The organism is Cupriavidus ulmosensis, assembly GCF_977008105.1.
On the sequence record NZ_CDRMWP010000001.1, the window covers coordinates 138,446 to 163,956 of the forward strand.

Here is a 25,511-nt window from a genome sequence, read left to right on the forward strand (position 1 = left end):
CCGCCCGCTCGCGGGTACAACCACGAAACCACCAAGAGGATCTCCATGCGTTCGAACCAACGCCCAGACCAGATGAAGCTGGGCGCCTTCTTCCATCCCACGGGCCATCACGTGGCCGCGTGGATGCACCCCGGCTCGCAGATCGACGCCGGCACCAACTTCCAGCATTACGTCAAGCTGGCGCAGACCGCCGAGCGCGGCAAGTTCGACCTGATGTTCCTGGCCGACAGCCTGGCCGTGCGCGATGCCTCGCGGGAAGCGCTCAGCCGCTGGCCGCAGTACGCCGTCTACTTCGAGCCGCTCACGCTGCTGTCGGCGATCGCCGCCGTGACCGAGCACCTGGGGCTGGTGGCCACCGCGTCGACCAGCTACAGCGCGCCCTACAACGTGGCCCGCGCCTATGCCTCGCTCGACCACATCAGCGGCGGCCGGGCCGGCTGGAACGTGGTCACGTCGGGCGGCGCGGCGGCGGCGGCGAACTTCGGCCGCGTGGACTACGCGCACGACGAGCGCTACGGCCGCGCCGTGGAGTTCGCCGAAGTGGTGCTCGGCCTGTGGGATAGCTGGGACGACGACGCCTTCGTGCGCGACCGCGCCAGCGGCCGCTACTTCGACCCGGACAAGGTCCACACGCTCGGCCACGAGGGCGAGTTCTTCTCGGTCAGGGGGCCGCTCAACGCCGCGCGCCCGCCGCAGGGCCATCCGGTGCTGTTCCAGGCCGGCGGCTCGCCGCCGGGGCGCGAACTGGCCGCCCGGCTGTGCGAGGCGGTGTTCACGCCGCTGCACACGCTCGATGCCGCGCAGTCGTTCTACCAGGACGTCAAGAGCCGCATGGCCAGGTTCGGGCGCACGCCGGACCAGCTCAAGATCATGCCGGGGCTCAATCCGGTGGTCGGCCGCACGACCCGGGAAGCGCAGGAAAAGCACGAGTACCTGCAATCGCTGATCCATCCCGACGTGGGCTTCGAGGTCCTGTCGAACGCGCTGGGCGGCTATGACCTGTCGGGCTGCGATCCGGACGGCCCGCTGCCGGCCGAGCTCGACACCATGCACACCGAAGGCGGGCAGACCCAGTTCAAGAACGTGCTGGGCTGGGCGCGCAACGAGAACCTGACCATCCGCCAGCTCTACGAGCGCTTCGCCGGCGCGCGCGGCCAGCGCACGGTGATCGGCACCGGCGCGCAGATCGCCGACGAGATGCAGGCCTGGTTCGAAGCCTACGGCGTCGACGGCTTCCTGATCCAGCCGCCGTACCTGCCCGACGGCCTCGACGAATTCGTCGCCGAAGTCATTCCCGTCCTGCAGGAGCGCGGCCTGTTTCGCACCGAATACGAGGGCAAGACCCTGCGCGACAACCTCGGCCTGGCGCGGCCGGCCAGCCGCTACGCGGCGCAGGCCGAAGCCTGAGCGGCGGCGCGCGGGGGCGGGGCGGCCGATGCGCGCGGCCCCGTGGCCCTGTCGTCCTGTGGTGGGCATTGACGTGCGTCAAGGACTGGCCCGCCCGCGGCGCAGATTGCGAATGGTCTGATTCCTCAAGCCGCCGCGCCGCGGTACTTTCACCGGATGCGCCGCTTGCGCCGGGTTTGCCGGCGGCCGCGGCATCCCGGGAGAGTGGACAGCTTGAAGACCAGACACACCAAACCGCAACTGGCCCGCACCGGCGGGGCCTATACCCGCACCGCGCAGGCGCTCCACTGGCTGATGGCGCTGATATGGCTGGCAAGCTGGGGCATCGGCATGGTGGCCGCCCACGTGCCCGCGCTGAATCCGCAGCATGGCCTGACCGCGCTGCACAAGGCCGTCGCCACCAGCCTGCTGTTCCTGATCGTGATCCGCGTGGCATGGCGGCTCACGCATCCGGCGCCCGCCATGCCGGCCAGCATGAGCATGCCGATGCAGCGCGCGGCCCACCTCGGGCATTTCGTCCTCTACGCCGTGGCCCTGATCGTGCTGCCGCTGTCGGGCTGGTACTGGAGCTCGGTGTCGGGCCGCGCCGTGCAGTTCCTCGGCCTGCTGCCGCTGCCGCCGCTGGCGGCGCCCGACGCGGCCCGGCAGGACCTGGCCGGGACGGTCCACGTCCTGACCGCGTGGTGCTGCGGCGCGCTGGTCGCCGGGCATGTCCTGGCCGCGCTCAAACACCGCTTCATCGACAAGGATTCGGTCATGGCGGCCATGATGCCGGGGAGCAAGGGCTAGCGGCGCGGCGCGCCGCACACGCGACCGCACGCGCGATCTGGTCCGGCGCGGCGCGGCGCACCGGCGCGGCCCGCCGCGCCTGCTCCGGGCGCCCGCCCGGAATTCGGCATGCGCCCGGGTTGGCCGGCTTTGTGTTTGCTACACTGCCTGCCAAACATCCCGGTTGAAGCCAATGAACGCCCAAGACGTCGTCACTTTCCTGCAGACCAATCCCCAGTTCTTCGAAGACCACGCCGAGCTGCTGGCCTCCGTGCAGCTCACCAGCCCGCACAGCCACCGCGCGGTGTCGCTGCAGGAGCGCCAGATGGAAATCCTGCGCGAGAAGAACAAGGGCCTGGAGCTGAAGCTGGCGGACCTGGTGCGCCACGGCCACGACAACGACCGCACGCAGCAGCGCATGCATGCGTGGCAGTTGCGCCTGCTGGCCGAGGTGGATTCGCACGCGCTGCCGTATGCGGTGCAGGATGGCCTGCAGCAGGTGTTCGAGGTGCCCGTGGTGGCGCTCAAGCTGTGGCACGTGGCCGAAGGCTACGCGCACATGGAGGTCACGCAGGGCGTGAGCGAGGACGTGCGCCTGTTTGCCGAGGGCCTGCGCGCGCCGTACTGCGGGCCCAACAGCGGCTTCGAGGCGGCGGCCTGGCTGGAGCGCGACGACATTGCCTCGCTGGCGATGGTGACGCTGCGCGTGCCGTCGCGCGAGCCGGGCACGCTCGGCGCGGCGTTCGGCCTGCTGGTGCTGGGCTCGCCCGAGGCGCGGCGCTTCCATGAAGGCATGGGCACCGCCTACCTCGCGCAGATCGGCGAGGTGGCGGGCGCCGCGCTCAACCGCCTGCGCGACTGACGCCGCCGTGTCCCGCGAGCGCACCGGAGCCGCGCCGTGACGCGCAAGGCCGCGCCCGGGGCGGCCATCGCGCCGCCGGCCGCGAAGCCGGCGCCGGACCCGCTGGTGCTGCGCTATCTCGAATGGCTGGCCAGCGGGCGCAAGCTGGCGGCCCACACGCTTTCCAGCTACGGCCGCGATCTCTCCGTGCTGCAGGAATACGCGCAGCGCTTCGCGCCGGGCTGCGCGCTGCTGTCGCTGCAGAACCATCATATCCGCGGCTTTGCCGCGCGCCTGCACGGCGGCGGGCTGGCCGGCACCAGCATCGCGCGCGCGCTGTCGGCGTGGCGCGGCTTCTACCTGTGGGCGGCGCGCCACGGCCTCGGCGTGCAGGCCAACCCGGTCGACGGCGTGCGCGCGCCGAGGTCGGGCCACCGGCTGCCCAAGGCGCTGTCGGTGGAGCACGCGGTGGCGCTGGTCTCGTACCAGGGCGGCGAGGGCGCGGAGGACGTGCGCGACCGCGCCGTCCATGAACTGTTCTATTCCAGCGGCCTGCGCCTGTCCGAGCTGGTGCAGCTCGACCAGCGCTACGCCGAGGACGGCGAATACCGCTCGGCCGGCTGGATCGACATGGACGGCGCCGAGGTCACGGTGATCGGCAAGGGTTCGCGCCGGCGCACGGTGCCGGTCGGCAGCAAGGCGATGGAGGCGCTGCGCGCGTGGCTGGCGGTGCGCGCGCAGATGCTGCGCCCGGGCGCGCCGCCGGAGGACGCGCATGCGCTGTTCCTGAACCCGCGCGGGCGGCGCCTGCCGGCGCGCACGGTGCAGTTGCGCATCAAGCAGCAGGCCATCCGCGCCGGCGTGCCGGCCGACGTGCATCCGCACATGCTGCGGCATTCGTTCGCCACCCACGTGCTGCAGTCCTCGGGCGACCTGCGCGCGGTGCAGGAAATGCTGGGCCACGCCAGCGTGGCCACCACGCAGATCTACACCGCGCTCGATTTCCAGCACCTGGCCAAGGTCTACGACAAGGCGCATCCGCGCGCGGGCAGGGCACAGGCCGCGCCCGCGCCGGCCGCTTCCGCCGATCCCGACGCGGACGCGGAACCGGGCGGCGGCTGAGCGCGGCTAGGGCGCGTCGGTCTTGTCCCTGGTGCCGGCCTTGTCCGCCGTCTTGTCCGCTGCCTTGTCCGCCGCTTTGTCCGCCTTGTCTCCCCACTGTGCCAGGATGGCGCGGAACGCTTCCATCTCCGGCAGCAGCCACGCGCGGAAGGCCTTCACCTTGGGCGCCTCGAGCATGCCGGGCGAACACACGAAGTAGAGCAGCCACGGGCACGTGATGCTGACGTCGAACAGCCGCACCACGCGCCCCGACAGCAGGTCGTTGTAGGCCAGCGAGGAGCGGATCAGTGCGATGCCCTGGCCGGCGGCGGCGGCCTGCAGCAACAGCGAGGAATCCTCCAGCAGCAGGCCCTTGCGCGGCTCGGGCCAGTCCAGGCCGGCCGCGTCGAACCACGGTTTCCACGGGTCGCCTTCGCCGCGCAGCAGCGGCATGCCGGCCATGTCGCGCGGGCGCGCCGGCAGCCTGCCGCCGTTGAAGGCCGGGCTGCAGACCGGGAAGAACACGTCGTCGAGCAGCTTTTCCACGTACAGGCCGGGATAGTCGCCGCTGCCCATGCGCAGCGCGATGTCCACCTCCTCGCGCGTGAAATCGACCAGGCTGTTGGACGACAGCAGCTCCACGTCCAGCTCGGGATGCTGCTCGATGAAGCTGCCGATGCGCGGCGTGAGCCAGCGCGCCGCGAACGAGGGCATGGTGCTGATGGTGAGGCGCTTGTCGCGGTTGCCGGCCTGCAGCGCGCGGGTCGCGTCGGCGATCTCCAGCAGCGCCTCGCGCACGCGCATGGCGTAGGCGCGCCCGCCCGGCGTGAGGCTCACGCGCTTGCCGTTGCGCTCGAACAGCGGCTGCCCGAGCTCTTCCTCGAGCGCGCGGATCTGGTGGCTGACCGCGCCGTGGGTGACGAACAGCTCGGTGGCCGCGCGCGAAAAGCTCTCGTGGCGGGCCGCGGCCTCGAACGCGCGCAGCGCGGTCAGCGCCGGCAGGCGCGGCAGTTCGCGGTGCCAGCCGCGCGGCAGATCATTCTCCCAAGCTCGCTTCAACGCCATGACCGGCCTCGCCTTATGTGAGTTTCTCTAACAAGAACCGGGAAAATATATCGTTTTGGAAGGGCTTCGGCAATCACTAGAATGCAATGCATCGGTACTCCACCCCGCACCAGTTCCGCTGAAGCAGACGCTGCGCCCGACGGGCAAGCGCACGACGCGGCCGCCCATTCCGGGCCGGCGGGGACGCAGAGGCGCCGATGTCAGTGAAGGATGCCCAACATGAAAACATTGCTCACAACGACCCTGTTCACCCTGAGCCCGGGCGAAGTCACCTCGCTTTCCATCCACGTCGCCCAGCGCCTGCGCGTGGAAGAGGCCGCCGGCATCGACCTGTGGGTCACCCGCGAAGGCGACTCCGAGGACCACTGGCTGCGCTGCGGCGGCAGCATGCTGCTCGAGCGCGGCGACGAGATCGTCCTGAGCATCGATCCGCGCGCCGCCGGGCCGGTGCGCCTGGCCCTGATCGCCGAGGCCCGCCGGCCGACCGCCAACGTGGCGCGCCTGGTGGCGCGCATGGCGCGGCGCCTGGTTCGAGGGACCGAATGGACGCCCAACCAGGACCAGATCACGGCTTCCTGACCCGCGGCACCCGGGCGGGGCGGAAGACGCCCCGCCCGGCCGCGCGCGCGGCCACCTGCGGCTGGTGCACTCGCGCGACACCCGGGACGGCGGGCCGGCCTGACCTGGCCCGCGGCAAGACCCGGTGGCAAGACCCGCCGCAAGACCCGGCAGCGGGAAGGGGCGGCGCCCGTGGCGGCCGCCCCTTTTTCGTATTTTCGTTAAACTGCCGGGATGCAAGCGATCCAAGTCATCGAGCAGGGCCGCCAGGACTACCAGCCCTGTTTCGACGCGATGCGCGCCTACACCGCCGCCCGCACCGCCGAAACCCCCGACCAGATCTGGCTGGTGGAGCATCCCCCGGTCTACACGCTCGGCCAGGCCGGCGACCCGGCGCACCTGCTGGCGCCCGACGAGGCGATTCCCGTGGTGCGCATCGACCGTGGCGGGCAAATCACTTATCACGGTCCGGGCCAGATCGTGGCCTACCTGCTGCTGGACCTGCGCCGGCGCCACCTGATGGTGCGCGAGCTGGTCCATGCGATCGAGCAGGCCGTGCTGGACACGCTCGCGGCGTATAATCTCGCAGCCGAACGCAAGGCCGGCGCGCCGGGCATCTACCTTTCCGAAGGTCCGCACCGGGGCGCCAAGATCGCCGCGCTCGGGCTCAAGATCCGCAACGGCTGCAGCTATCACGGCGTCAGCCTCAACGTGCAGATGGACCTCGCGCCTTTCCTGCGCATCAACCCGTGCGGCTATGCCGGCCTGGAAACGGTCGACATGGCCACCGCGGGCGCCACCTACGCGGCGGCCGATGCGGCGGGCGCGCCTCGCCTGCCCGTGAGCGCGGCCCAGCAGGCCGAGATCGCGCGGCGCCTCGCGGCGGCGCTGCGCGACGTACTGGCAGCGGCGCGCGAGCGCGCCGTGGCTGCCGGCCCCAACCCCGCCGCGGCCCTGGCCAACTAGTCACCCAGCCGAACATGCACGCACCGCGCGTGCGGAGAACACTATGAGCGACGCCCTGATCGCCTCTTCCAGCGAAGCCCCGCAACCCCAGGCGGAGCAGTACGACCCGACCCGCAAGCAGAAGTCCGCCGACAAGACCGCGCGCATCCCCATCAAGATCGTGCCGGCCGAGAAGCTCAAGAAACCCGAGTGGATCCGCGTCAAGGCGGCCACCGGCAATTCGCGCTTCTACGAGATCAAGGACGTGCTGCGCGCCAACAACCTGGTCACGGTGTGCGAAGAGGCGAGCTGCCCGAACATCGGCGAATGCTTCGGCAAGGGCACGGCCACTTTCATGATCATGGGCGACAAGTGCACGCGCCGCTGCCCGTTCTGCGACGTGGGCCACGGCCGCCCCGACCCGCTCGACGCCAACGAGCCGGGCAACCTGGCGCGCACCATCGCGCAGCTGCGCCTGAACTACGTGGTGATCACCAGCGTCGACCGCGACGACCTGCGCGACGGCGGCGCCCAGCATTTCGTCGACTGCATCACGCAGACGCGCGCGCTCTCGCCGGCCACCCGCATCGAAGTGCTGGTGCCCGACTTCCGCGGCCGCCTGGACAAGGCGCTGGACATCCTCCAGTCCGGCCCGCCCGACGTGATGAACCACAACATGGAAACCGTGCCGCGCCTGTACAAGCAGGCCCGCCCGGGCGCCGACTACGCGCACTCGCTCAAGCTGCTGCAGGAGTTCAAGCGGCGCAATCCGACCGTGGCCACCAAGAGCGGCCTGATGGTCGGCCTGGGCGAGACCGACGAGGAAATCCTCGAAGTCATGCGCGACATGCGCGCCCACGACATCGACATGCTGACCATCGGCCAGTACCTGGCGCCGTCGGGCCACCACCTGCCGGTGATGCGCTACGTGCATCCGGACACCTTCAAGATGTTCGAGGACGAAGCCTACAAGATGGGCTTCACGCACGCCGCCGTGGGCGCGATGGTGCGCAGCTCGTACCACGCCGACCAGCAGGCGCATCAGGCCGGCTTCGCCTGAGCCGGCGCCGGTTTTCTTGATGCGCGGGCAGGCAAGCCTTCGATTGCCGAAGGTTTGCTCCCCTCTCCCGCGCGCGGGAGAGGGCAGAACGCAGACAGCAAGCTGATCTCGTCAGCAGCCTGAACGGCCGGTTTCCACCGGCCGTTTTTCTTTGTCGGCGCCTTTCTCATGCGCGTCTTTGGCCCGCGTTCGGCCCCTCGCATCCCGTCGCCAGCACGCCGAACGTTGCGGGCACGCCACGATTCCTCCCGGCGGCGCAAAAAATTCTGCTTTCCGCGACTTCCCCCCGCCTGCGCGCCCGGCCCGCCTGCCGCGCCGTTCCTGCACCGCCGTGGCTCGTAACGAGACTGCCCGGCTCGCCGCGGACGCGCGTCCGGCGCCCTCGCGGTGCGGCCTGCACCAAGGCGGGGCGGGGCTGCGCCGGTCCCTCCCGCCGTCCCGGCAGTGTCCTAGGGTCTACACCTAGCCCCATCATCTTCTCGTTTGGTTATCATGAATTCATCGATAAATTGTCGATGAAAAAAGATTATTGCAACGGACCGCTTCGCGGCCGGCGCCGCGTCTGACGAGTCCGGTGCGCGCGCCTACACTGCAAGTCAGGTCCCTTCCCGGTGCCTTTCCATGTTCCGATGTTCCGTTCACCGCCTGGCCGAGCGCGCGCTGCTGTGCAGCGTGCCGCCGCCGGCCTCGCTCGACGTACAGCGCCGCATCTGGGCCATGGCGCAGCGCGCCGCCGAATGGCGCGGCGTGGTGGATGCGGTGCCCGGCATGAACAACCTCACCGTGGTGTTCGACCACGACGCCGACCCGCAGGCGCTGGAGCGCAACCTCAAGCTCGCCTGGGCATCCGGCGAGGCGCGCGAGGCCACCGGCCGGCTGGTCGAGATCCCGGTGCGCTACGGCGGCGAATACGGCCCCGACCTGGCCGACGTGGCCGCGCACACCGGGCTGAGCGCGCAGGAAGTGGTGCGCCGCCACAGCGCCGGCGAATACGTGGTGTACTTCCTCGGCTTCCAGCCCGGCTTCGCCTACATGGGCGGGCTCGATCCCGCGCTGGCCACGCCGCGCCGGCACGAGCCGCGGCTGTCGGTGCCGGCCGGCTCGGTCGGCATCGGCGGCGAGCAGACCGGCATCTACCCGGCCGCCGCGCCCGGCGGCTGGCAGTTGATCGGGCACACGGACAGCGAGCTGTTCGTGGCCGACCGCGATCCGCCTTCCCTGTTCGCGCCCGGCGATACCGTGCGCTTCGTCGTCGAGGAGTTGCTGGCGTGATCGAAATTCTCCGTCCCGGCGCGCTGGCCTCGGTCCAGGATCTCGGCCGCCCGGGTTTCCGCCGCTTCGGCGTGGGCACCGCGGGCGCGCTCGATACCGTCGCGCTCACCATCGGCAACCGCCTGCTCGGCAACGCGGCCGGCGAGGCCGCCATCGAATTCACCCTCGGCCGCGCCGCCGTGCGCTTCCACGCGGACATGCGCGTGGCGCTCACCGGCGCCGACTGCAAGTCCAACCTCGACGGCGTGCCGGTGTGGTCGTGGCACGCCTTCGACGTGCGCCGCGGCGAGACCCTGACCCTGTCGGCCGCGCAGGGCGGCACGCGCACCTACCTGTGCGTGGCCGGCGGCATCGGCGTGGCGCCGGTGATGGGCTCGCGCAGCACCGATCTCAAGGCCGGCTTCGGCGGTTTCGCCGGCCGCGCGCTGCGCGAAGGCGACCGGCTCGCGGCCGGCCGGCCCGGCGTGGCCGACGACAGCGACTGGCTCGGCGTGCAGGCGCCGGCGTGGGCGCTGCCGGTGAAGAAGCTCGGCGACGCGGTGCCGATCCGCATGCTGCCCGGCATCGAGTACGACGATTTCGAGCCGGCCGCGCGCGACGCGCTGTGGCAGTCCGAGTGGACCGTCACGCCCAACAGCAACCGCATGGGTCTGCGGCTGCAGGGCCCGGCGCTGGCGCGCGAGCCCGCGCGCGCGGCGGACCTGCTCTCGCACGGCGTGCTGCCCGGCGTGGTGCAGGTGCCGCCGGCCGGCCAGCCCATCGTGCTGATGGCCGACGCGCAGACCACCGGCGGTTATCCGAAGATCGGCGTGGTGATCGGCGCCGACCTGTGGCGGCTGGCGCAGGTGCCGCTGGGCGCGCCCGTGCGCTTCGCGCGGGTGACGCTGGAGCAGGCCGCCGCCGCCCAGGCCGAGCTGGACCGTTACTTGCAACAGGTCGACCAGGCCCTGCAGTGGCAGGGCGACGGCAGCATGGTGATCGCGGCGCGGCGGCGCACGCGCACGCGGCTGGCGGTGGCGTGAGATGGTGTCCGCCCGCATCGAATGACCCGCACACGGACATGGCCGCATCGCCGGCAAGGACAGAACCAGGAGTAATGCAATGCACATCGACTTGAATGCCGACCTCGGCGAAGGCTGCGGCACCGACCGCGAGCTGCTCACGCTGATCAGCTCGGCCAACGTGGCCTGCGGCTGGCATGCCGGCGACGCCGCCACCATGCTGCAGACCGTGCGCTGGGCGCTGGCGTCCGGCGTGGCGATCGGCGCGCACCCGAGCTACCCCGACCGCGAGAACTTCGGCCGCACCGAGATGCAGCTCGCGCCCGACACCGTGTACGCCGACGTGCTCTACCAGATCGGCGCGCTGGCCGCGCTGGTGCGCGCGCAGGGCGGGCAGCTGGCCCACGTCAAGCCGCACGGCGCGCTCTACAACCAGGCCGCGAAGGACCCCGTGCTGGCCGACGCCATCGTGCGCGCGGTGCGCGATTTCGACTCCGACCTGGTCTTCTTCGGCCTGGCCGGCAGCGCGATGGTCAAGGTGGCGCGCGAGGCCGGCCTCAAGGTCAAGGAAGAAGTCTTCGCCGACCGCGGCTACAACCCCGACGGCTCGCTGGTCAGGCGCGGCACGCCGGGCGCGCTGCACGAGGACGAAGACGTGGCCCTGGGCCAGACGCTCGACATGGTGCGCGGCCAGCGCGTGCGCGCCATCGACGGCACCTGGGTACCGATTCGCGCCGAAACCGTGTGTCTGCACGGCGACGGCGCGCACGCGCTTGCCTTTGCGCGCCGCATCCGCGAGCGGCTCGGCGCCGAAGGCATCGCAATCCGCGCCGGAGCCTGAAGCGCGCGCCGCGCGCTTCCGGTCCCGGCATCACCGTGCCCCGCGGGCGTCGAGCAGCATGACGCGGCGCAGGGCACTCGCCTCCATCACACGCTACTGGTGTCTCTCATGGAACAGGCAGTCAATCTCTGGCCCCTAGTCGGGGTCGGTATCATCATTCTCGGCTTCGTGCTGCGCTTCAATCCCATGATGGTGGTGGCCCTGGCCGCCATCGCCACGGGCCTTGCCGCGAGCATGCCGGTCACGCAGATCTTCACTGCGATCGGCACCGCTTTCGTCAAGACGCGCAACCTGCCGCTGATCATCCTGCTGCCGCTGGCGGTGATCGGCCTGCTCGAGCGGCACGGGCTGCGCGAGCACGCGCAGGCGTGGATCTCGCGAATCGCCTCGGCTACCGTCGGGCGCCTGCTGATCGTCTACCTCGGCGTGCGCGAGCTGACCGCCGCGGTCGGCCTGACCAGCCTCGGCGGCCATCCGCAGATGGTGCGCCCGCTGCTCGCGCCGATGGCCGAAGGCGCGGCGGAAGCGCGCTTCGGCAAGCTGCCCGAGCCGGTGCGCCAGCGCGTGCTGGCCTTCTGCGCGGCCACCGACAACGTCGGCCTGTTCTTCGGCGAGGACATCTTCGTGGCGTTCGGCGCGATCGCGCTGATGCACACCTTCCTGCTGTCGTCGAACATCGACGTGGAGCCGCTGCACATCGCCGTGTGGGGCATCCCCACCGCGGTCTGCGCGTTCCTGATCCACGCGGTGCGCCTCAAGCGCCTGGACGGCTGGCTGGCCCGCGAGATGGGCGGCCGCGCCGCCGCGCCCGGCGCAGCCGGTGTCGCAGCCAACGCCAAGGGCGGGGAGTAAGCCATCATGATCGTATCCATCGACTATCTCTACTGGCTCGCCGGCCTGGTGCTGGCCATCACCGCGCTGATGACCTTCGCCGACCGCGAGCATCCGCGCCGCCTCTCCACCGGCCTGTTCTGGGCGCTCTACGCGCTGGTCTTCCTGGTCGGCGACAAGCTGCCGCCGGCCATCGTCGGCATCGGCGCGGTGGTGATGGCGCTGATCGCCGGCTTCGGCGGCGTGGGCCACGGCAAGCACGGCACCCTGCCCGAGGGCGAGCGCCGCGCCTCGGCCAAGCGCCTGAGCAACAAGCTGTTCATCCCGGCGCTGCTGATCCCGCTGGTGACGGTGATCGGCACCGTGCTGTTCAAGGACGTGAAGCTCGCCGGCCTGCCGCTGCTCGACCCCAAGAACGTGACCTTCGTCTCGCTCGGCATCGGCTGCCTGATCGCGCTCGGCACCGCATGCTGGCTCACCCGCGACACCGTGATGCAGGGCATGCGCGAATCGCGCCGCCTGACCGAGTCGCTCGGCTGGGCGCTGGTGCTGCCGCAGATGCTGGCCATGCTGGGCCTGGTGTTCGCCGACGCCGGCGTGGGCAAGGCCGTGGCGCACCTGACCACCGCCTACATCAACATGGACTACAAGCTGGTGGCCGTGGTGGTGTACTGCGTGGGCATGGCGCTGTTTACCGTCATCATGGGCAACGGCTTCGCCGCGTTCCCGGTGATGACCGGCGGCGTGGGCGTGCCCATCCTGGTCAACATGTTCCACGGCAACCCGGCGGTGATGGCGGCCATCGGGATGTTCTCGGGATACTGCGGCACGCTGCTTACGCCGATGGCGGCCAACTTCAATATCGTGCCGGCGGCGCTGCTGGAGCTCGACGACAAGAATGCGGTGATTCGGGCGCAGGTGCCTACGGCGTTGTTGATTTTGGTGGCTAATATTGGGTTGTTGTATTTCTTGATGTGAGGTTTTTTTGAGTTTTGGCGTTGGGGTTAGAGTGGATTTTTTTTGGGAGGGCTTTAACTTCAACGGCCTTAAAGGCTTTAACTTCAAAGTCAAAGTCAACATCAAAGTCAAAGGCTTTCGCTCCCCCGGAGCGACCTACTTTCTTTTCCCCGAAAAGAAAGTAGGCAAAGAAAGCGGGCTGCCTGGCCGGCAGGGGCAGAGCCGAACAGTGTTGCTGGTTGTTGGTGGTTTCGTGGTGGGGCCTGCGGTTCTGCTGGCATCTTGCCGTTACCGGTTCGGCTAGCCACGATCTGGCTGGCGGTATGGGTTTCGGGGTCAGACCTATGATGGCCGGCACACTGCTGGTTCGGGCATCTGCCGTTACCGGTTTTGGCGGTCACGGCGTAGCACCGGCACTGGTTTCATGGTGGGCGCGGTGGACCCAGCGCGGGTGTGCTGGGTTGCTTTGAATCGGATTGCCTCTCAAGTCAAAACCGTTTGGCACCGAGATCGAATGGGGGCCACCACGCCCACCACGAAACCAGCACCGACCCTACGACGATCCCCTCCGCCCCGGTCGCGGCAGCAGCCCGAAGGGCCTGGGCCACCGCCATCATGCAGCGCCACCACGAATCGAACACCACCCGAGAGAACGTGGACGCAAAAGCTGGTACCGGCAGAATCCCAGCAGAACCACCGCCCCCACCACGAAACCAGCAACACTAGAAATCCCAACGTTTCTGCCCCTGCCGGCCAGGCAGCCCGCTTTCTTTGCCTACTTTCTTTTCGGGGAAAAGAAAGTAGGTCGCTCCGGGGGAGCGAAAGCCTTTGACTTTGAAGTTGACTTTGAAGTTGACTTTGACGTTCAGCCGTTGACGTTCAACCGTTGACGTTCAGAAGTCGACATTCAGAAGTCGACGTCCAGCCGCAAACTTTGAAGCCGAAACTTGACGCCAAGCAGCGCAAATGGACCACAAATCCCGGGCCGCCAGGCCCACAGACACAGGCATCCCCCTCACCCCCCACCACCCCTCCTCCTCCTCGCCCTCCGCAAACTCCGCCGGTCAATCTGAAACTGCTCAAACCGCCAGACCAGATAAAACAGCGCCAGGAACGGCCACAGCCACCCCAGCCACTGCGACAGGCTGTTGAAGTGGATGAAGCGCCCGAGCCGCCAGCCTTGTTCCGAGATCCATGAGTACGGATTCGGCGGCAGCAGGTTGCACAGCACCAGCAGCACCATCAGCGTGGCCAGCGCCAGCGCGCCGCGCAGCCAGCGCGGCAGGCGCAGCAGCAGCACCAGCACCAGCGAGCCGGTGAGCAGCGCGAAGCGGCCCGCGTCGGACAGCCAGTTGAAGGCGTTGTCGTCGGGGAACTGGATTTCCGCTACCACCGCCTTGAGCAGCAGCGTGGCGGCGAGCAGGCCGGCGAGGATGCGCAGCATCGGCGCATGGCGGCGCATCGCGGCGGAGGCGAACAGGCCGGTGCCGACCCAGCCGCATGCCGTCACCAGCGACTCGACCAGTTGCTGGCCCTGCGCATCGTCGGGGCGCAGCAGACCGATGCTTTCGATCATGCCGGGCAGCGCGGGGAACATGCCTTGCAGCCACTGCACCGGCCATGAGTCGGGATCGGACAGCCACTCGCGCACGATGCCGCCCATGCCGAACAGGTAGTCCTGCGGGAAGATCTGCGCCAGCGGCCACAGCAGCATCAGGATGATGGCGAAGCTGGCATGCGGCTCGAACCACGCCATGCGCAGCTGGCGCAGCGAGCCGCGGTCGATCAGCGCGGCCGAGAATGGCGCCACCACGGCGCCGCCGAGCAGCGCGCCCAGCGCGTTGGTGATGAGGTCGATGTTGGACGAGATGCGGTTGGGCAGCCAGGTCTGCAGCGCCTCCATCACGCCCGACAGCACCGCGCCCGCGGCCAGCGCCAGCAGCGTGGCGCGCGCGCCGGACACGCGCGGGTGCAGGGCCAGCACCACCAGCGCGCCGAACGGGCAGTAGCCGAGCACGTTGGTGATGATGTCGAACTCGGTCAGGTAGCGCGGCTTGGGCGCGGTGAGGAAGGCCAGCGGCGAGATGCCGTTGTCGGTCCAGCCGCTGAACGGGTAGAGGCTGCCGTAGACCACCAGCAGCGTGAAGCACAGCAGGCCCACGCGCGCCAGCGGCGAGTGGCGCGATGCCGGTGGCGGCGCGGACGGCAGCTCGGGGGGCGGGGAGGACGGCGGGGGAGCCGATGCCATGCGGCGGCGCCTATTGCTGCAGCGGCAGCGTGGCCGCCCAGTCGAGGATGGCGGCGATGATGGCGTCGCTGGCCGCGGCCAGCGCCTTGACGCCGCCGGCGCCGTCGGCCGTGGGCGCGGGCTGCTCGGCGACGAAGGTCTTCTGCCCGATCAGGCCGCTGCGGAACACCGTGGCGCGCACGCGGATGACGCCGCGGCTGGCGCTGGCGCTGTCGAAGACCTGCTCGAACTCCAGCATGTCGACCTTGACCGCCGGCGCGGCGGTGTCGCCGTACCAGGTCAGCGCGCCGCGCGAGGCCACCGCTTCGCGCAGGCGCTCGTCGAACAGGCGCACCGGCGACATCACCCAGCGCTGGGTGGCGTAGGGCTGCAGGCGCTCGGCCTGGGCGTAGTGCAGGCGGTAGTAGAGCCCGTTGCCGTCGAGCCAGGTCGGGCCGTCGGTCTGCGCCACGCGCAGCCGCGGCAGCGGCGTGGCGCCGGGCGCGGCGCCGGCGGGCGGGCCGAGGTCGTAGGTGATGGTGGGCGCGGCCGGCGCGAACGCGCAGCCGCCCAGCGCGGCGGCGACGGCCAGGGCGGCCAGCGCGCCGGTGCCGGCACGGAAGCGGGCGGCGAGGCGCATCATGGCGTGCCCGGGTTGGCCCGCAGGCGGTTGGCTCGGAGGGTTGGCGCGGGTACGCGGCATGGCGGCTTCCTGCATGGCGGCTTCCTTATCGCGGCGGATGGCTGCGGCGGTGGCGAGGGGGCGCGTCGATGGCTTCACGGCGCCGTGAAGCCGGGTTCGCCCGGCCCCGGCGCGGCCGACGGGCCGCCGAACAGCACGCTGCGCGGGCTGTCGTTGAACTGGCTGGCGGCGCGGTCGATGCTGCGTATGGTCTGGCGCGCGTCGCGGGCCAGGCCGTTGACCTGCGGCAGCGTGTCCTGGCTGACGCCGGCGGCGGCCGACTGCACCGAATCGGCGGCGCCCTGCAGGTCGCGGCCGATGCTGCCCACGGTGCGCAGCACGGTGCCGTCCGGGCTGGCCAGCTCCTGCGTCAGGCGCCGCGTGGAGGCCAGCGTGGCGTTGAGGTTTTCCGTGACCTGCGGCAACTGGCGCATCGCCGGCTCGATCGTGTGGGCCAGGCGCGAGTAGTCGTTGGCGGTGGTGCGCACCGAGCGGATCGCCTCCATCAGGTCGCGCCGGTTGTTGGGCTGGAACATGTCGCCGAGCGAGTCCATCAGGGTCTCGAGCTGGGTGAGCAGGGAGTCGCCGCGCTTTTCGAGTTCCTCGAAGAAGCCCGCGCGCATGGCGATGCGCGCCACCGACTTGGGCGAGGTCGGCAGGTGCGGCGAGGGCTGGCCGCCGTTCTGCGTGGCGGTGTCGTCGAGCTGCACGTAGCCGATGCCGGTCACGCCCTGGAAGCTCAGCGTGGCGTAGGTGGTGGTGGTGATGGGGGTGTTGCGGTCGACGCTCACGCGCACGATGATCTGGCCCGGTACGGCGGGGTCGAAGCGGATCGAGTCCACCTTGCCCACGTCCAGCCCGCGGTACTTGACGTCGGCCTGCGGGCCGAGGCCGTTGACGGTGGAGCGGGTGATGAGGTCGTAGGGCACGAGCACGGCGTGGTCGCTGCTGAACCAGAAGATCGAGAACAGCACCAGGACCGCCAGGCCGATCGTGAACACGCCGGCCAGGAAGGCGTGTGACTTGTTTTCCATCATGCTTCTCCAGGTTGCGGGCCCGCCGGATCCGGCGCATCCGCCGGACTTGCCGGATGCGCCGGACTTGCCGGTCCCGCCGCCGGCGCCGGGGGCAGGGCCTGCATGGCGCGCTGCCCGCGCTCGCCGAGGAAATATTCGCGGATGAACGGGTGGTCGATGCGCACCAGCTCGCGGATCGGCCGCGCCGCCAGCACCTTGTGGTCGGCCAGCACCGCCACGCGGTCCGACAGCGCCACCAGCGTGTCGAGGTCGTGCGTCACCATCACCACGGTCAGCCCCAGCTCGCGGCGCAGCTCGCGGATCAGCGCCACGTAGTCGTCCGAGGCCATCGGGTCCAGCCCCGCGGTGGGCTCGTCCAGGAACACCAGCTCCGGCTCCAGCGCCAGCGCGCGCGCCAGCGCCACGCGCTTGATCATGCCGCCGGACAGGTCGGACGGCATCTTGTCCGCGTCGCGCGCGCTCAGGCCCACCAGTTGCAGCTTGAGCAGCGAAGCCTGGCAGATCAGATCGTCGGGCAGGGTGCGAAGTTCACGCAGCGGCAGCGCGATGTTGTCGATCACCGACAGCGCCGAGAACAGCGCGCCGCGCTGGAACTGCAGCCCCCAGCGGTTGCGCAGCGCCTGCAGCGCGGCCGCGCCGAGCGTCTTGAGGTCCTCGCCGAACACGCGGATGGTGCCCGAGGTGGGGCGCTCCAGCCCCACGATCTGGCGCAGCAGCACGGTCTTGCCGCTGCCTGAGCCGCCCACGATGGACAGCACCTCGCCGCGGTAGACGTCGAGGTTCAGATCGTCGTGCACGACCGCCTCGCCGAAGCGCTTGACCAGGCGGCGCACCTCGATCACGGTGGTGCGCTGGTCGGGTTGCACGCCGCCCGGCGCGGAGGGCGCGATGGCTGCCGCGTTCATATGCCGACGTCCTTGAAGAGGATGGCGAAGATCGCGTCGGCCACGATCACCACGGTGATCGAGGTCACGACCGAGGCGGTGGTGCCTTCGCCCAGGCTGCGCGTGTTGGGCTGGATGCGCAGGCCGAAGTGGCAGGCCGTGAGCGCGATCAGCATGCCGAACACCACGCCCTTGCCCAGCCCCAGCCACAGGTTGGCCACCGGCACGGCGTCGGGCAGCGCGCGCAGGAAGAAGGCCGCGCTGATGTTCAGCTGGAAGTGCGCGGCCAGCATGCCGCCGCTGAGCGCCATCACGTCGGTCCAGGCCACCAGCAGCGGCATCGCCACGGCCAGCGCGATCACGCGCGGCATGATGAGCCGGAAGCCGTGCGAGATGCCCATCACGCGCATGGCGTCGAGCTCCTCGGTCACGCGCATCACGCCGATCTGCGCGGTGATGGCCGAGCCCGAGCGCCCGGCGATCAGGATCGCCGCCAGCACCGGCCCGAGCTCGCGGATCACCGCCATGCCGAGGATGTTGACGATGAAGATGCTGGCGCCGAAGATGCGCAACTGGTTGGCCGACAGGTAGGACAGCACGATGCCGATCAGGAATCCCACCAGCGCGGTGATGCCGAGCGCCTTGTAGCCGATGCTGTAGATGTTGGCCGAGATCTCGCGCCACGGCCCGCGCTGTGGCGCGCGCGCGAAGCGCAGCAGGTCGAAGGCGAGCTGGCCCAGCATGGTCACGCCGTTGGCGAGCTGCGCGAGCATCGACAGGATCGAGGCGCCGAGCAGCGTGACCGGGTTGAAGCGGTCCACCATGTGCTTCTTCCAGTTTTCGCGGCGCAGCCCGGCCACGCGGCCGAACACGCGGCGCTGGGCTTCATTGGCTTCCAGCCGCTCGGGCAGCTTGCTGCCCCAGGCCTGCCACATCAGTTGCGCGCCGACGTGGTCGAGCCGGCCCAGGCCCGCCAGCGACCATTGCGCGTCGGCGCCGACCGTGTGCAGTTCGTGGCGCAGCGCGCGGGCGCGATGGCAGTCCGACAGCGCGAGCGCGGTCCAGTCGCCGCGCAGGTGCGCCGTTGCCGCGCCGTCCGCGCGCGTCACTTCAATGGCTGGCGTGCTCAGGCTTTCCAATGGATGGGGGAAGTGATGGGCAAGTCTCGATTCTAAGCCACGCGCAGGCATAGCGGGCGCCGGAAGGACGGGGCCGCGCGCCGGCCGCGGATTTTCCGCGTTCCGTGCGTCCCGCCTGCGCGCTTGTCCCATGCTTGCCGCGCACTTGCCGCGCGGACGGCGCGGCTACAATGCGGGCAGGCCCTGCCGCGCCGGCCCCGCCGCGCGCGCCACGGCGCTTCTCCATGTTCGCGCTTTCCGTGTTTTCCGTGCCCATCGCCCCGCATGTCCGCTGACTCTCCGCTGCCGCCGCCTTCGTCACTCTTGCCCCCTTCGCCGCCGCCGGCCTGGCGCATCGACATGGACCGCCTGCGCGCCGCCCTGGACGGCGACGCGCGCGGCTGGGCCCTCGGGGCGGTCGACGAAACCGGCTCCACCAACGCCGACCTCATGCTGGCCAGCCGCGCCGCGCCGTGGGGCGAGGCCGGCACGCTGCGCCTGACCTACAACCAGACCGCCGGGCGCGGGCGCCAGGGCCGCCCGTGGCAGGGGCAGGCCGGGCTGACCTTCTCGGTCGCGCTGCCGCTGCCGCTGGCGCCGTCGCAGCTCAGCGGGCTGAGCCTGGCAGTCGGGCTGGCGCTGGCTGAAGCGCTGGCGGACCACGACGCGCGCCTGGGCGCCGCGGTCCGCCTCAAATGGCCCAACGACCTGCAGATCGGCGGCCGCAAGCTGGCCGGCATCCTGATCGAGTCGGTGCCGGCGGGGCCGCGGCGGGTCTGGGCGGTGATCGGCATCGGCCTGAACCTGGTGCGCGACGCGCAGATGGAAGCCGCGCTCGGGCGCGAGCTGGCCGGCGTGGCCGAATACCTGCCCGCGCCCGACCCCACCGCGCTGCTGGCCGCCGTGCTGAACCGGCTGGCGGCGATGCGCGCGGCCTTCATCGCCGACGGCTTCGCGCCGATGGCGCCGCGCTGGTCGGCGCGCGACGCCTTCCGCGACCAGCCGGTGCGCCTGCTGCACGACGGCCAGGTGCAGGCCGAGGGCCTGGCGCGCGGCGTCGACGGCGACGGCCACCTGCTGCTGGAAACGGCCGCCGGGCTGGAGCGCATCTCCAGCGGCGAGGTATCGCTGCGGGCCGCGCCGGCCGGCGCGGGCGGGGCGCCGGCATGAGCGCCGCCGCCATGCCGGCGCCGCGGCTGCTGATCGACATCGGCAACACCCGCCTGAAATGGGCCTGGTGCACGCAGGACTTGCCCGCCGCTGCCGCTGACGCCGCCGCCGCCGATGCGCCGGCCGACGGCCCGCTGCCCACGCCGTGGCGGCACGCCGGCGCGGCGGCCCACGGCGAGCTCGCCGCGCTGCTGCCGAAGTGGGGCGCGCTGCGCGACGCCGCTGGCGGCGCGCGGCCGCAGGTGTGGGTCAGCAACGTGGCCGGCACGGCCGTGGCGGCCAGCCTGCGGGCCGCGCTCGATGCCGTGTTCGGCGCCGGCGCCGGCGTCACCTGGGTGCGCTCGGCGCCGCGCTTCGGCAGCCTCGTCAACGGCTACCGCGATCCCTGCCAGCTCGGCGTGGACCGCTGGACCGGCAGCATCGGCGCGCGCCGCTACCGCCCGCAGGGCGCGCTGCTGATCGTCACCGCCGGCACCGCCACCACGCTCGACGTGGTGAGCGCGCAGGACCGCTTCGAAGGCGGCCTGATCCTGCCCGGGGTGGACCTGATGCTGGGCGCGCTGGCGCGCAACACGGCGCAGTTGCCCACGCTGGACGCCAGCGATGCCGGCCTGTCCGTGCCGTGGGCCGACAACACGCGCGACGCCATCGCCGCCGGCTGCCTGGCCGCGCAGGCCGGTGCGGTGGAGCGCACCTGGCGCGCGCTGTCCGGACGCGGCCCGGTGCGCTGCCTGATCTCGGGCGGCGCGCGCCACATCCTCGCCCAGGCGCTCTGCATGCCGTTCGAGATGCACGATAATCTCGTGCTGCTCGGCCTGCATGTCATGGCCGCGCGGCACGGCGCGGGCATCCTGCCGGACTGACCGCGCATGGTCTTCCCAACCTGTTCCGCGCGCCGCGCGCGCGCTGCCTGACGTTCCGCCCGCATCGCCCCATGCTCCTGCGAAACCTGCTCATCCTGCTGGTCCTGTGCAACGCCTTGCTGCTGGCCGCCGTGCTCGGCGCCTTCGGTCCGCGGCCCTTGTCGGGCTGGCTCGAAAGCCCGCGCGAGCCCGAGCGCGCCGCCCAGCAGGCGCGCGCCGAGCGCTTCCGCCAGATGGCCGGGCAGCAGGGCGCGGCCTCCGCGCCCGCGGTGGCGGCGCCGGCCACGCCGCCGGGCGCCAGCGCCGCGCAGGCGGCCGCGCTCACGCCGGTGGCCTCGGCCTGCGTGGAAATCGGCGGCTTCAACGGGGATCTGGTGCGGCGCGTGGCCGACGAGCTGGCCGGCGCGCCGCCGGGCGCGTGGCGGGTGGAGCAGTTCGAGCGGCAGGAGCAGGCGCGCTGGTGGGTCCACCTGCCGCCGCAGCCTTCGCGCGAGAGCGTGGAGCGCAAGCTCGGCGAGCTGCGCCGGCGCAACGTCACCGACGTGGCGGTGGTCAGCGGCGGCTCGCCGCTGACCTACACGGTATCGCTGGGCCTGTTCCAGGAGCGCGACCACGCCGAGCATTTCCTGGACAACCTGCGCGAGCATGGCGTGCGCACCGCGCTGCTGAGCGACGCGCCGCATCCGCTCACGCGCCAGTGGCTGCGCGTGCGCAATGCCGACGCCGCGCTGCGCACGCGGCTCGACGAGGTGCGCCGGCGCTACGGCGTGTCCGACCTGCTGACCTGCGCCTGAGGCTGTTTCAAGAGAATCCTGGCGTGGTTGCGCGGCCCGGGGTTCAGCCGCCCTGGCGCACCTTGGTCAGCAGCTTGGTGGTGGAGCGGTCGTGCAGGAACGCGATGGCGTGCGCCTGCCCGCCCCAGCTGCGCACCAGCCGGGTTTCTTCCAGCGTGTCGATGTCATAGTCGCCGCCCTTGACGTAGATGTCCGGGCGCACCAGCCGGATCAGCTCCACCGGCGTCTTCTCGCGGAACATCACCACCAGGTCCACCGAGGCGAGCGCGGCCACCAGCGCCATGCGGTCCGCCTCGTGGTTGAGCGGGCGGTCGTCGCCCTTGCCCAGCATGCGTACCGAGGCGTCGCTGTTCACGCCCACCACCAGGCTCGCGCCCATCGCCCTGGCCTGCGCCAGGTAGGTGGCGTGGCCGCGGTGGAGGATGTCGAACACGCCGTTGGTGAAGACCATCGGGCGCGGCAGCGCGGCCAGTTGCCGGGCCAGCGCGGCGGCGTCGTCGGGCGGGACCAGTTTGGATTCGAAGGAAGCGGGGAGCATGGCGGTGGCGGGTTTGGCTGGAAAAGACAAAGCCCCATCATACGATGGGGCTTCGGGTGGCTGGCAGACCTCCGGCAGGCTGACGTCGCCGGCGGCCTGAAGCGCCGTCATCCGACGGAGCCCATCGCCTGAAGGATCAGGCCTGCGCCGGCTGGGCGCCGCCCGCGGCCTGCAGGCGCGCGTTCAGTTCCTTGCGGTAGCGGTTCAGGTCCTGCACCGTCTCGAAGGTGCGCTCGAACAGCAGCGACATATTGTGCAGGATGCGCTCGATGACCTTCTTCTCCCAGCCTTCGTCGAAGCGGATCTGCTCGTCGAGCCAGTGCTCGAGCCAGTCCGGGTCGGGCAGGCGCGACTGGATGGTGTCGTTCGGGAACAGCGTCTTGTTGACGTGCAGGTTGGTCGGGTGCAGCGGCTTGTCGGTGCGCCGCGCCGAGGCCATCAGCACGCCGATCTTGGCGAAGGCCGAGCGCGCGCTGTCGCCGAACTGGACCAGGTACTTCTTCATGTAGCGCAGGTAGGCGCCGCCGTGGCGGGCCTCGTCCTGCGACAGCGTGCGGTAGATCTGCTTGATCACGGGCTCGGTGTGCCATTCGGCGGCGCGGCGATACCAGTGGTTGAGGCGGATCTCGCCGCAGAAATGCAGCATCAGGGTTTCCAGCGGCGGGGCCGGGTCGAACTCGAAGCGCACCGCGTGCAGCTCTTCCTCGGTCGGCACCAGGTCCGGGCGGAAGCGGCGCAGGTATTCCATCAGCACCAGCGAATGCTTCTGCTCTTCGAAGAACCAGATGCTCATGAAGGCCGAAAAGTCGGAATCGTGGCGGTTGTCGCGCAGGAACATCTCGGTGGCGGGCAGGGCCGACCATTCGGTGATGGCGTTCATGCGAATCGTCTTGGCCTGGTCGTCGGTGAGCAGGCTCGCGTCGAAGGAATCCCAGGGGATGTCCTTGTCCATGTGCCAACGGACCGCTTCCAGCGATTTGAACAGTTCGGGGTAGAGCATGGTAAGCCTTTGAAATTACGGGCAGATTCTAACAGATGCGAATTATTCCCAACGCCCTTTTTGCGCTGAATGCAAGCGGCTGGAGACATCCGGGGCGGCAAAACACCAAGTTATGGGCGAATATCGCGCGCGGCTGGCCGCTTGCCGGCCGCCCGCATGCGGCATGCGCCTGGAAAAGCGCCCGCCGGGATACGCGCCGGGCCGGTCCGCTCAGGCCGTCACGCCGGCCGGCGGCGCAAGCTCGGCGGGCGCGGCCGCCGCCGCGGCGGGCGCGTCGCCGTCGGGCGGGATGACGCCGTACAGGAAGGCGGCGAGCTCGTGCTGCTGCGCCATCGCGTCGCGCTCGCCGAGGTCGATCAGCGCCTGGGTGAACTCGGGCTCGAACAGCAGGTAGCTGGCGAAGGCGGCGCCGCGCGCCTCGGTGCCGCCGAGCGGGGTCAGCAGGGCGCGCACGGTGCGCGGCAGCCGGTGCACGTGCGCCGCGGCGATGGCCTCGACGGGCTCGCTGGGCGAGATCGTCATCACCTCCACCGGGCGCCAGCCCTCGCTGTCGTTGGCGATCTCCGGCATGCGCGCGAGCAGGCTGTTGATGTGCTGCAGGCGCTCCAGGTCCGCCGACAGGCCGTCGAGGAAGATGCTGGCCAGCGCCTGCCCGCCCACCTGCGCCAGCGACGGGTAGCCGCCCGCGGGCACGGTGTCGAACCAGCCCGGGCGCTGGCGCGAGGCGGCGCCGATGGCCAGGATGCGCGACGCGCCCAGGTGGATGGCCGGCGACAGCGGCGACATCTGGCGCATGGTGCCGTCGCCGAACCACTCGTGATGGCCTTCCAGCTCGAGCGGCAGCGCCGGGAACAGGAACGGGATCGAGGACGAGGCCAGCAGGTGGTCCACGCCGATCTTGGCCTCCACCGCCAGCCGCTGGCTGCGCTTCCACGGGTGGATGCGGTGGTGCGACTGGTAGAAGGTGACGTGGCGCCCGGTGGTGTAGGACAGCGCGGTCACGGCGAAGGCCTGCAGGTCGCCGGCGTCGAGGCTGACCTGCACGCGCTCGGGATCGAACAGCTCGCCCAGCATGCCGCCCAGCGGCTCGTTGTCGAACAGCGCGCGCGGCGCGCGGCGCGTGACCCAGCCGAAGGCCAGCGCGGACAGCCAGCGCGCGCCCGAGGCGCCCACGCCCACCAGCCCGGTGCGGTAGACGTCCTCGGCATGGATGCCGCTCCACAGCGCGGCCAGGCTGTCGGCGGCGGCGCGGAAGTTGGCGGCGTTGATGGCCATGCCGGCGCCGTTGATGGCGCCGGCCGAGGTGCCGCAGATGATGTCGAACGGAATGCGGCTGCGGTCCAGCCCGTGGCGCGCGGCGATGCGCGCGATGCCGCGCAGCACGCCGGCCTGGTAGGCGGCGCGCGCGCCGCCGCCCATCATGATGAGTGAAGTCGGTTTCGGTGCCGGCATGCGTCGGGGGCTGGGCTCGGGAGCGGTGGGGGCGGTCGGTCAGCGCTCGCCGCCGGGCTCGGTGTCCGGCTTGCCGCCGGTGCCGGGCGCGGTGTTGGGCGCGGTCCGGGGCGCGGTGTCGGCGGGCGTGGCGGTGTCCTGCACGGCCGCCGGGCGCGGGGCCGGCGCCTTGCGCGCGGGCCTGGCGGCTGTCTTGGCGCCGGTCTTGGACGCGGTCTTGGCTACCGTCTTGGCCGCAGTCCCGGGTACGGGCCCGGATGTGGTTTTGGGCTTGGGCTTGGGCTTGGACTTGGACGCGGACTTGGACGTGGATTTGGCGCCGGCCTTGCGGGCCGCGGTCTTTTTCTTCGCCGGCCGGGCCGGGTCGGCGGCCTTCCCGGCACGCGCCGGCGCGGCCGGCGCGGCGCCCGGCATGCCGAAGCCGCCGAGGTTGCCGAACGGGTTCAGGCTGGCGCTGGCGGCACTGGCGGCGATCTGGTTGAACTGCTGCTGCAGCATGTCCCACCAGAGCCCGGCGTTGGGCGCCGCGGCGCTGTCCTGGCGCTTGGCCTCGCCGGCCTCGGCCTGGGGTGCCTGCGCGGCTTCGGGCGGGCCTTCGTCCTCGTCGTCCTCGTTTTCCTCCACCGTGGGCTCGGCGCGCGCGCCGAAGCCGGCGGGCTCCTCCCTGCGCTGGTGCGGCGGCACCGCGCTGGGCGCGTTGGCGGCGCGCGCCACGTTTTCCATCGCGCTCTGCATGGCCTCGGGCGAGAGCGCGCTGCCGAAGGTCTGCAAGGCCACCAGCGTGGCGCGCTGGACTTCCAGGCCCTGGATGGTGGTGCGCAGCAGGTTGACGTTGAGCTGCAGCCAGCCCTCCACGGCCTTGAGGTCGTGGATGCGCTTTTCCAGTTCTTCCAGGTCCATCGGCGGGGTCATGGCCTGCAGGCCGGGCATCAGGCCGCCGGGCATGCCCGCGGCGCTGCCCCACATCTTGCGCAGGAACTCGAAGCCGTTGGTGAAATCTGGAATCTGGCCGAACATGGTTACTCGCCTCCGCGGGTCGGCAGCCGGCGGCGCCGGCTGCTGGGTCGAACTGCATCAATCGTGCTGCCTGGGTGCTGCC

26 protein-coding genes are annotated in these 25,511 nt (G+C 70.9%); 16 read left to right on the top strand and 10 right to left on the bottom strand.

The features are described from left to right. Positions 1-45: 45 nt before the first annotated feature. The 4 genes from ACWTPI_RS00560 (at position 46) to ACWTPI_RS00575 (ending at position 4,138) form a co-directional block, all read left to right on the top strand. A complete protein-coding gene (locus ACWTPI_RS00560) occupies positions 46-1,407 on the top strand; it encodes an LLM class flavin-dependent oxidoreductase (protein ID WP_155888230.1) in 1,362 nt (453 codons plus the stop codon). 204 nt (positions 1,408-1,611) lie between these two features. Beyond that, positions 1,612-2,196: a cytochrome b gene (locus ACWTPI_RS00565; protein ID WP_454730718.1), complete on the top strand. Its 585-nt coding sequence runs from the start codon at positions 1,612-1,614 to the stop codon at positions 2,194-2,196. Positions 2,197-2,368: 172 nt separating this feature from the next. Beyond that, positions 2,369-3,037 (top strand): DUF484 family protein, encoded by a 669-nt coding sequence (locus tag ACWTPI_RS00570; RefSeq protein ID WP_020205361.1) that lies wholly within the window; start codon positions 2,369-2,371, stop codon positions 3,035-3,037. A 36-nt stretch (positions 3,038-3,073) separates the two neighbouring features. Beyond that, complete coding sequence (locus tag ACWTPI_RS00575; RefSeq protein WP_454730719.1) at positions 3,074-4,138, top strand: tyrosine recombinase XerC; 1,065 nt, start codon at positions 3,074-3,076, stop codon at positions 4,136-4,138. A gap of 6 nt (positions 4,139-4,144) precedes the next feature. On the opposite strand, the gene ACWTPI_RS00580 is transcribed toward ACWTPI_RS00575, so the two are convergent. After that, complete coding sequence (locus tag ACWTPI_RS00580) at positions 4,145-5,182, bottom strand: transcriptional regulator GcvA (RefSeq protein ID WP_020205363.1); 1,038 nt, start codon at positions 5,180-5,182, stop codon at positions 4,145-4,147. Positions 5,183-5,401: 219 nt separating this feature from the next. On the opposite strand from ACWTPI_RS00580, the gene ACWTPI_RS00585 reads away from it, so the two are divergent. From ACWTPI_RS00585 to ACWTPI_RS00625, 9 genes are all read left to right on the top strand, one after another. After that, entirely contained in the window at positions 5,402-5,761 is a 360-nt protein-coding gene (locus ACWTPI_RS00585; protein WP_454730720.1) for a DUF2917 domain-containing protein, read from the top strand. 213 nt (positions 5,762-5,974) lie between these two features. After that, positions 5,975-6,706 carry a lipoyl(octanoyl) transferase LipB gene (gene lipB / locus ACWTPI_RS00590; protein ID WP_020205365.1) on the top strand — a complete coding sequence of 244 codons (732 nt, stop codon included), beginning with the start codon at positions 5,975-5,977 and terminating at the stop codon, positions 6,704-6,706. Positions 6,707-6,749: 43 nt separating this feature from the next. After that, a complete protein-coding gene (gene lipA / locus ACWTPI_RS00595; protein ID WP_020205366.1) occupies positions 6,750-7,745 on the top strand; it encodes a lipoyl synthase in 996 nt (331 codons plus the stop codon). Positions 7,746-8,366: 621 nt separating this feature from the next. Further along, positions 8,367-9,017 (top strand): 5-oxoprolinase subunit PxpB, encoded by a 651-nt coding sequence (pxpB, locus tag ACWTPI_RS00600; RefSeq protein ID WP_059414698.1) that lies wholly within the window; start codon positions 8,367-8,369, stop codon positions 9,015-9,017. Continuing rightward, complete coding sequence (locus ACWTPI_RS00605; RefSeq protein ID WP_059414700.1) at positions 9,014-10,039, top strand: 5-oxoprolinase subunit C family protein; 1,026 nt, start codon at positions 9,014-9,016, stop codon at positions 10,037-10,039. Before pxpB ends, ACWTPI_RS00605 begins: the two co-directional genes overlap by 4 nt. A gap of 79 nt (positions 10,040-10,118) precedes the next feature. Next, on the top strand, positions 10,119-10,859 hold the full coding sequence (gene pxpA / locus ACWTPI_RS00610; RefSeq protein ID WP_059414702.1) for a 5-oxoprolinase subunit PxpA: 741 nt from the start codon (positions 10,119-10,121) through the stop codon (positions 10,857-10,859). A gap of 108 nt (positions 10,860-10,967) precedes the next feature. After that, entirely contained in the window at positions 10,968-11,711 is a 744-nt protein-coding gene (locus tag ACWTPI_RS00615; protein WP_020423918.1) for a DUF969 domain-containing protein, read from the top strand. Between the two features lie 6 nt (positions 11,712-11,717). Further along, complete coding sequence (locus ACWTPI_RS00620) at positions 11,718-12,668, top strand: DUF979 domain-containing protein (RefSeq protein WP_020205371.1); 951 nt, start codon at positions 11,718-11,720, stop codon at positions 12,666-12,668. A gap of 31 nt (positions 12,669-12,699) precedes the next feature. Next, positions 12,700-12,951, top strand: a complete 252-nt coding sequence (locus ACWTPI_RS00625) for a hypothetical protein (RefSeq protein ID WP_454730721.1) — start codon at positions 12,700-12,702, stop codon at positions 12,949-12,951. A 711-nt stretch (positions 12,952-13,662) separates the two neighbouring features. Here ACWTPI_RS00625 and ACWTPI_RS00630 read toward each other — a convergent pair. The 5 genes from ACWTPI_RS00630 to ACWTPI_RS00650 form a co-directional block, all read right to left on the bottom strand. Further along, positions 13,663-14,895 (bottom strand): VanZ family protein, encoded by a 1,233-nt coding sequence (locus ACWTPI_RS00630; RefSeq protein WP_059414704.1) that lies wholly within the window; start codon positions 14,893-14,895, stop codon positions 13,663-13,665. A 10-nt stretch (positions 14,896-14,905) separates the two neighbouring features. Continuing rightward, positions 14,906-15,517 carry an ABC-type transport auxiliary lipoprotein family protein gene (locus ACWTPI_RS00635; RefSeq protein ID WP_454730722.1) on the bottom strand — a complete coding sequence of 204 codons (612 nt, stop codon included), beginning with the start codon at positions 15,515-15,517 and terminating at the stop codon, positions 14,906-14,908. A gap of 134 nt (positions 15,518-15,651) precedes the next feature. Continuing rightward, positions 15,652-16,593 carry an MlaD family protein gene (locus ACWTPI_RS00640; RefSeq protein WP_043367619.1) on the bottom strand — a complete coding sequence of 314 codons (942 nt, stop codon included), beginning with the start codon at positions 16,591-16,593 and terminating at the stop codon, positions 15,652-15,654. Continuing rightward, entirely contained in the window at positions 16,590-17,498 is a 909-nt protein-coding gene (locus ACWTPI_RS00645) for an ABC transporter ATP-binding protein (RefSeq protein WP_454730723.1), read from the bottom strand. The genes ACWTPI_RS00640 and ACWTPI_RS00645 overlap by 4 nt, the downstream gene beginning before the upstream one ends. Further along, entirely contained in the window at positions 17,495-18,667 is a 1,173-nt protein-coding gene (locus ACWTPI_RS00650; protein WP_369796940.1) for an MlaE family ABC transporter permease, read from the bottom strand. The genes ACWTPI_RS00645 and ACWTPI_RS00650 overlap by 4 nt, the downstream gene beginning before the upstream one ends. A 213-nt stretch (positions 18,668-18,880) precedes the next feature. Here ACWTPI_RS00650 and ACWTPI_RS00655 point away from each other — a divergent pair, with 213 nt between their 5' ends. The 3 genes from ACWTPI_RS00655 (at position 18,881) to ACWTPI_RS00665 (ending at position 21,422) form a co-directional block, all read left to right on the top strand. Then, a complete protein-coding gene (locus ACWTPI_RS00655; protein ID WP_454730724.1) occupies positions 18,881-19,765 on the top strand; it encodes a biotin--[acetyl-CoA-carboxylase] ligase in 885 nt (294 codons plus the stop codon). Positions 19,766-19,776: 11 nt separating this feature from the next. Then, positions 19,777-20,628 (top strand): type III pantothenate kinase, encoded by an 852-nt coding sequence (locus ACWTPI_RS00660; protein WP_454732429.1) that lies wholly within the window; start codon positions 19,777-19,779, stop codon positions 20,626-20,628. Between the two features lie 71 nt (positions 20,629-20,699). Continuing rightward, the gene (locus ACWTPI_RS00665; RefSeq protein WP_059414712.1) at positions 20,700-21,422 is read left to right on the top strand and encodes an HAD family hydrolase; all 723 of its coding nucleotides are present in this window, start codon (positions 20,700-20,702) and stop codon (positions 21,420-21,422) included. Between the two features lie 43 nt (positions 21,423-21,465). On the opposite strand, the gene rfaE2 is transcribed toward ACWTPI_RS00665, so the two are convergent. The 4 genes from rfaE2 to ACWTPI_RS00685 all read right to left on the bottom strand — a co-directional run bounded on the left by rfaE2 (position 21,466) and on the right by ACWTPI_RS00685 (position 25,429). Next, positions 21,466-21,960, bottom strand: a complete 495-nt coding sequence (gene rfaE2, locus ACWTPI_RS00670) for a D-glycero-beta-D-manno-heptose 1-phosphate adenylyltransferase (protein WP_020206570.1) — start codon at positions 21,958-21,960, stop codon at positions 21,466-21,468. A gap of 136 nt (positions 21,961-22,096) precedes the next feature. Then, positions 22,097-22,960 carry a ferritin family protein gene (locus ACWTPI_RS00675; RefSeq protein ID WP_020206569.1) on the bottom strand — a complete coding sequence of 288 codons (864 nt, stop codon included), beginning with the start codon at positions 22,958-22,960 and terminating at the stop codon, positions 22,097-22,099. 210 nt (positions 22,961-23,170) lie between these two features. Next, the gene (locus ACWTPI_RS00680; protein ID WP_059414717.1) at positions 23,171-24,412 is read right to left on the bottom strand and encodes a patatin-like phospholipase family protein; all 1,242 of its coding nucleotides are present in this window, start codon (positions 24,410-24,412) and stop codon (positions 23,171-23,173) included. 39 nt (positions 24,413-24,451) lie between these two features. Then, entirely contained in the window at positions 24,452-25,429 is a 978-nt protein-coding gene (locus ACWTPI_RS00685; RefSeq protein WP_454730725.1) for a PhaM family polyhydroxyalkanoate granule multifunctional regulatory protein, read from the bottom strand. Positions 25,430-25,511 lie beyond the last annotated feature (82 nt).

What these genes read in the sequence shown, in the direction of transcription:
- ACWTPI_RS00560 (WP_155888230.1), top strand. Translation starts at nt 46, where the DNA reads ATGCGTTCGAACCAACGCCCAGACCAGATGAAGCTGGGCGCCTTCTTC.
- ACWTPI_RS00570 (WP_020205361.1), top strand. Translation starts at nt 2,369, where the DNA reads ATGAACGCCCAAGACGTCGTCACTTTCCTGCAGACCAATCCCCAGTTC.
- ACWTPI_RS00580 (WP_020205363.1), bottom strand. Translation starts at nt 5,182, where the DNA reads ATGGCGTTGAAGCGAGCTTGGGAGAATGATCTGCCGCGCGGCTGGCAC.
- ACWTPI_RS00585 (WP_454730720.1), top strand. Translation starts at nt 5,402, where the DNA reads ATGAAAACATTGCTCACAACGACCCTGTTCACCCTGAGCCCGGGCGAA.
- lipB (WP_020205365.1), top strand. Translation starts at nt 5,975, where the DNA reads ATGCAAGCGATCCAAGTCATCGAGCAGGGCCGCCAGGACTACCAGCCC.
- lipA (WP_020205366.1), top strand. Translation starts at nt 6,750, where the DNA reads ATGAGCGACGCCCTGATCGCCTCTTCCAGCGAAGCCCCGCAACCCCAG.
- pxpB (WP_059414698.1), top strand. Translation starts at nt 8,367, where the DNA reads ATGTTCCGATGTTCCGTTCACCGCCTGGCCGAGCGCGCGCTGCTGTGC.
- pxpA (WP_059414702.1), top strand. Translation starts at nt 10,119, where the DNA reads ATGCACATCGACTTGAATGCCGACCTCGGCGAAGGCTGCGGCACCGAC.
- ACWTPI_RS00615 (WP_020423918.1), top strand. Translation starts at nt 10,968, where the DNA reads ATGGAACAGGCAGTCAATCTCTGGCCCCTAGTCGGGGTCGGTATCATC.
- ACWTPI_RS00620 (WP_020205371.1), top strand. Translation starts at nt 11,718, where the DNA reads ATGATCGTATCCATCGACTATCTCTACTGGCTCGCCGGCCTGGTGCTG.
- ACWTPI_RS00630 (WP_059414704.1), bottom strand. Translation starts at nt 14,895, where the DNA reads ATGGCATCGGCTCCCCCGCCGTCCTCCCCGCCCCCCGAGCTGCCGTCC.
- ACWTPI_RS00635 (WP_454730722.1), bottom strand. Translation starts at nt 15,517, where the DNA reads ATGATGCGCCTCGCCGCCCGCTTCCGTGCCGGCACCGGCGCGCTGGCC.
- ACWTPI_RS00640 (WP_043367619.1), bottom strand. Translation starts at nt 16,593, where the DNA reads ATGATGGAAAACAAGTCACACGCCTTCCTGGCCGGCGTGTTCACGATC.
- ACWTPI_RS00645 (WP_454730723.1), bottom strand. Translation starts at nt 17,498, where the DNA reads ATGAACGCGGCAGCCATCGCGCCCTCCGCGCCGGGCGGCGTGCAACCC.
- ACWTPI_RS00650 (WP_369796940.1), bottom strand. Translation starts at nt 18,667, where the DNA reads ATGCCTGCGCGTGGCTTAGAATCGAGACTTGCCCATCACTTCCCCCAT.
- ACWTPI_RS00655 (WP_454730724.1), top strand. Translation starts at nt 18,881, where the DNA reads ATGTCCGCTGACTCTCCGCTGCCGCCGCCTTCGTCACTCTTGCCCCCT.
- ACWTPI_RS00660 (WP_454732429.1), top strand. Translation starts at nt 19,777, where the DNA reads ATGCCGGCGCCGCGGCTGCTGATCGACATCGGCAACACCCGCCTGAAA.
- ACWTPI_RS00665 (WP_059414712.1), top strand. Translation starts at nt 20,700, where the DNA reads ATGCTCCTGCGAAACCTGCTCATCCTGCTGGTCCTGTGCAACGCCTTG.
- rfaE2 (WP_020206570.1), bottom strand. Translation starts at nt 21,960, where the DNA reads ATGCTCCCCGCTTCCTTCGAATCCAAACTGGTCCCGCCCGACGACGCC.
- ACWTPI_RS00675 (WP_020206569.1), bottom strand. Translation starts at nt 22,960, where the DNA reads ATGCTCTACCCCGAACTGTTCAAATCGCTGGAAGCGGTCCGTTGGCAC.
- ACWTPI_RS00680 (WP_059414717.1), bottom strand. Translation starts at nt 24,412, where the DNA reads ATGCCGGCACCGAAACCGACTTCACTCATCATGATGGGCGGCGGCGCG.
- ACWTPI_RS00685 (WP_454730725.1), bottom strand. Translation starts at nt 25,429, where the DNA reads ATGTTCGGCCAGATTCCAGATTTCACCAACGGCTTCGAGTTCCTGCGC.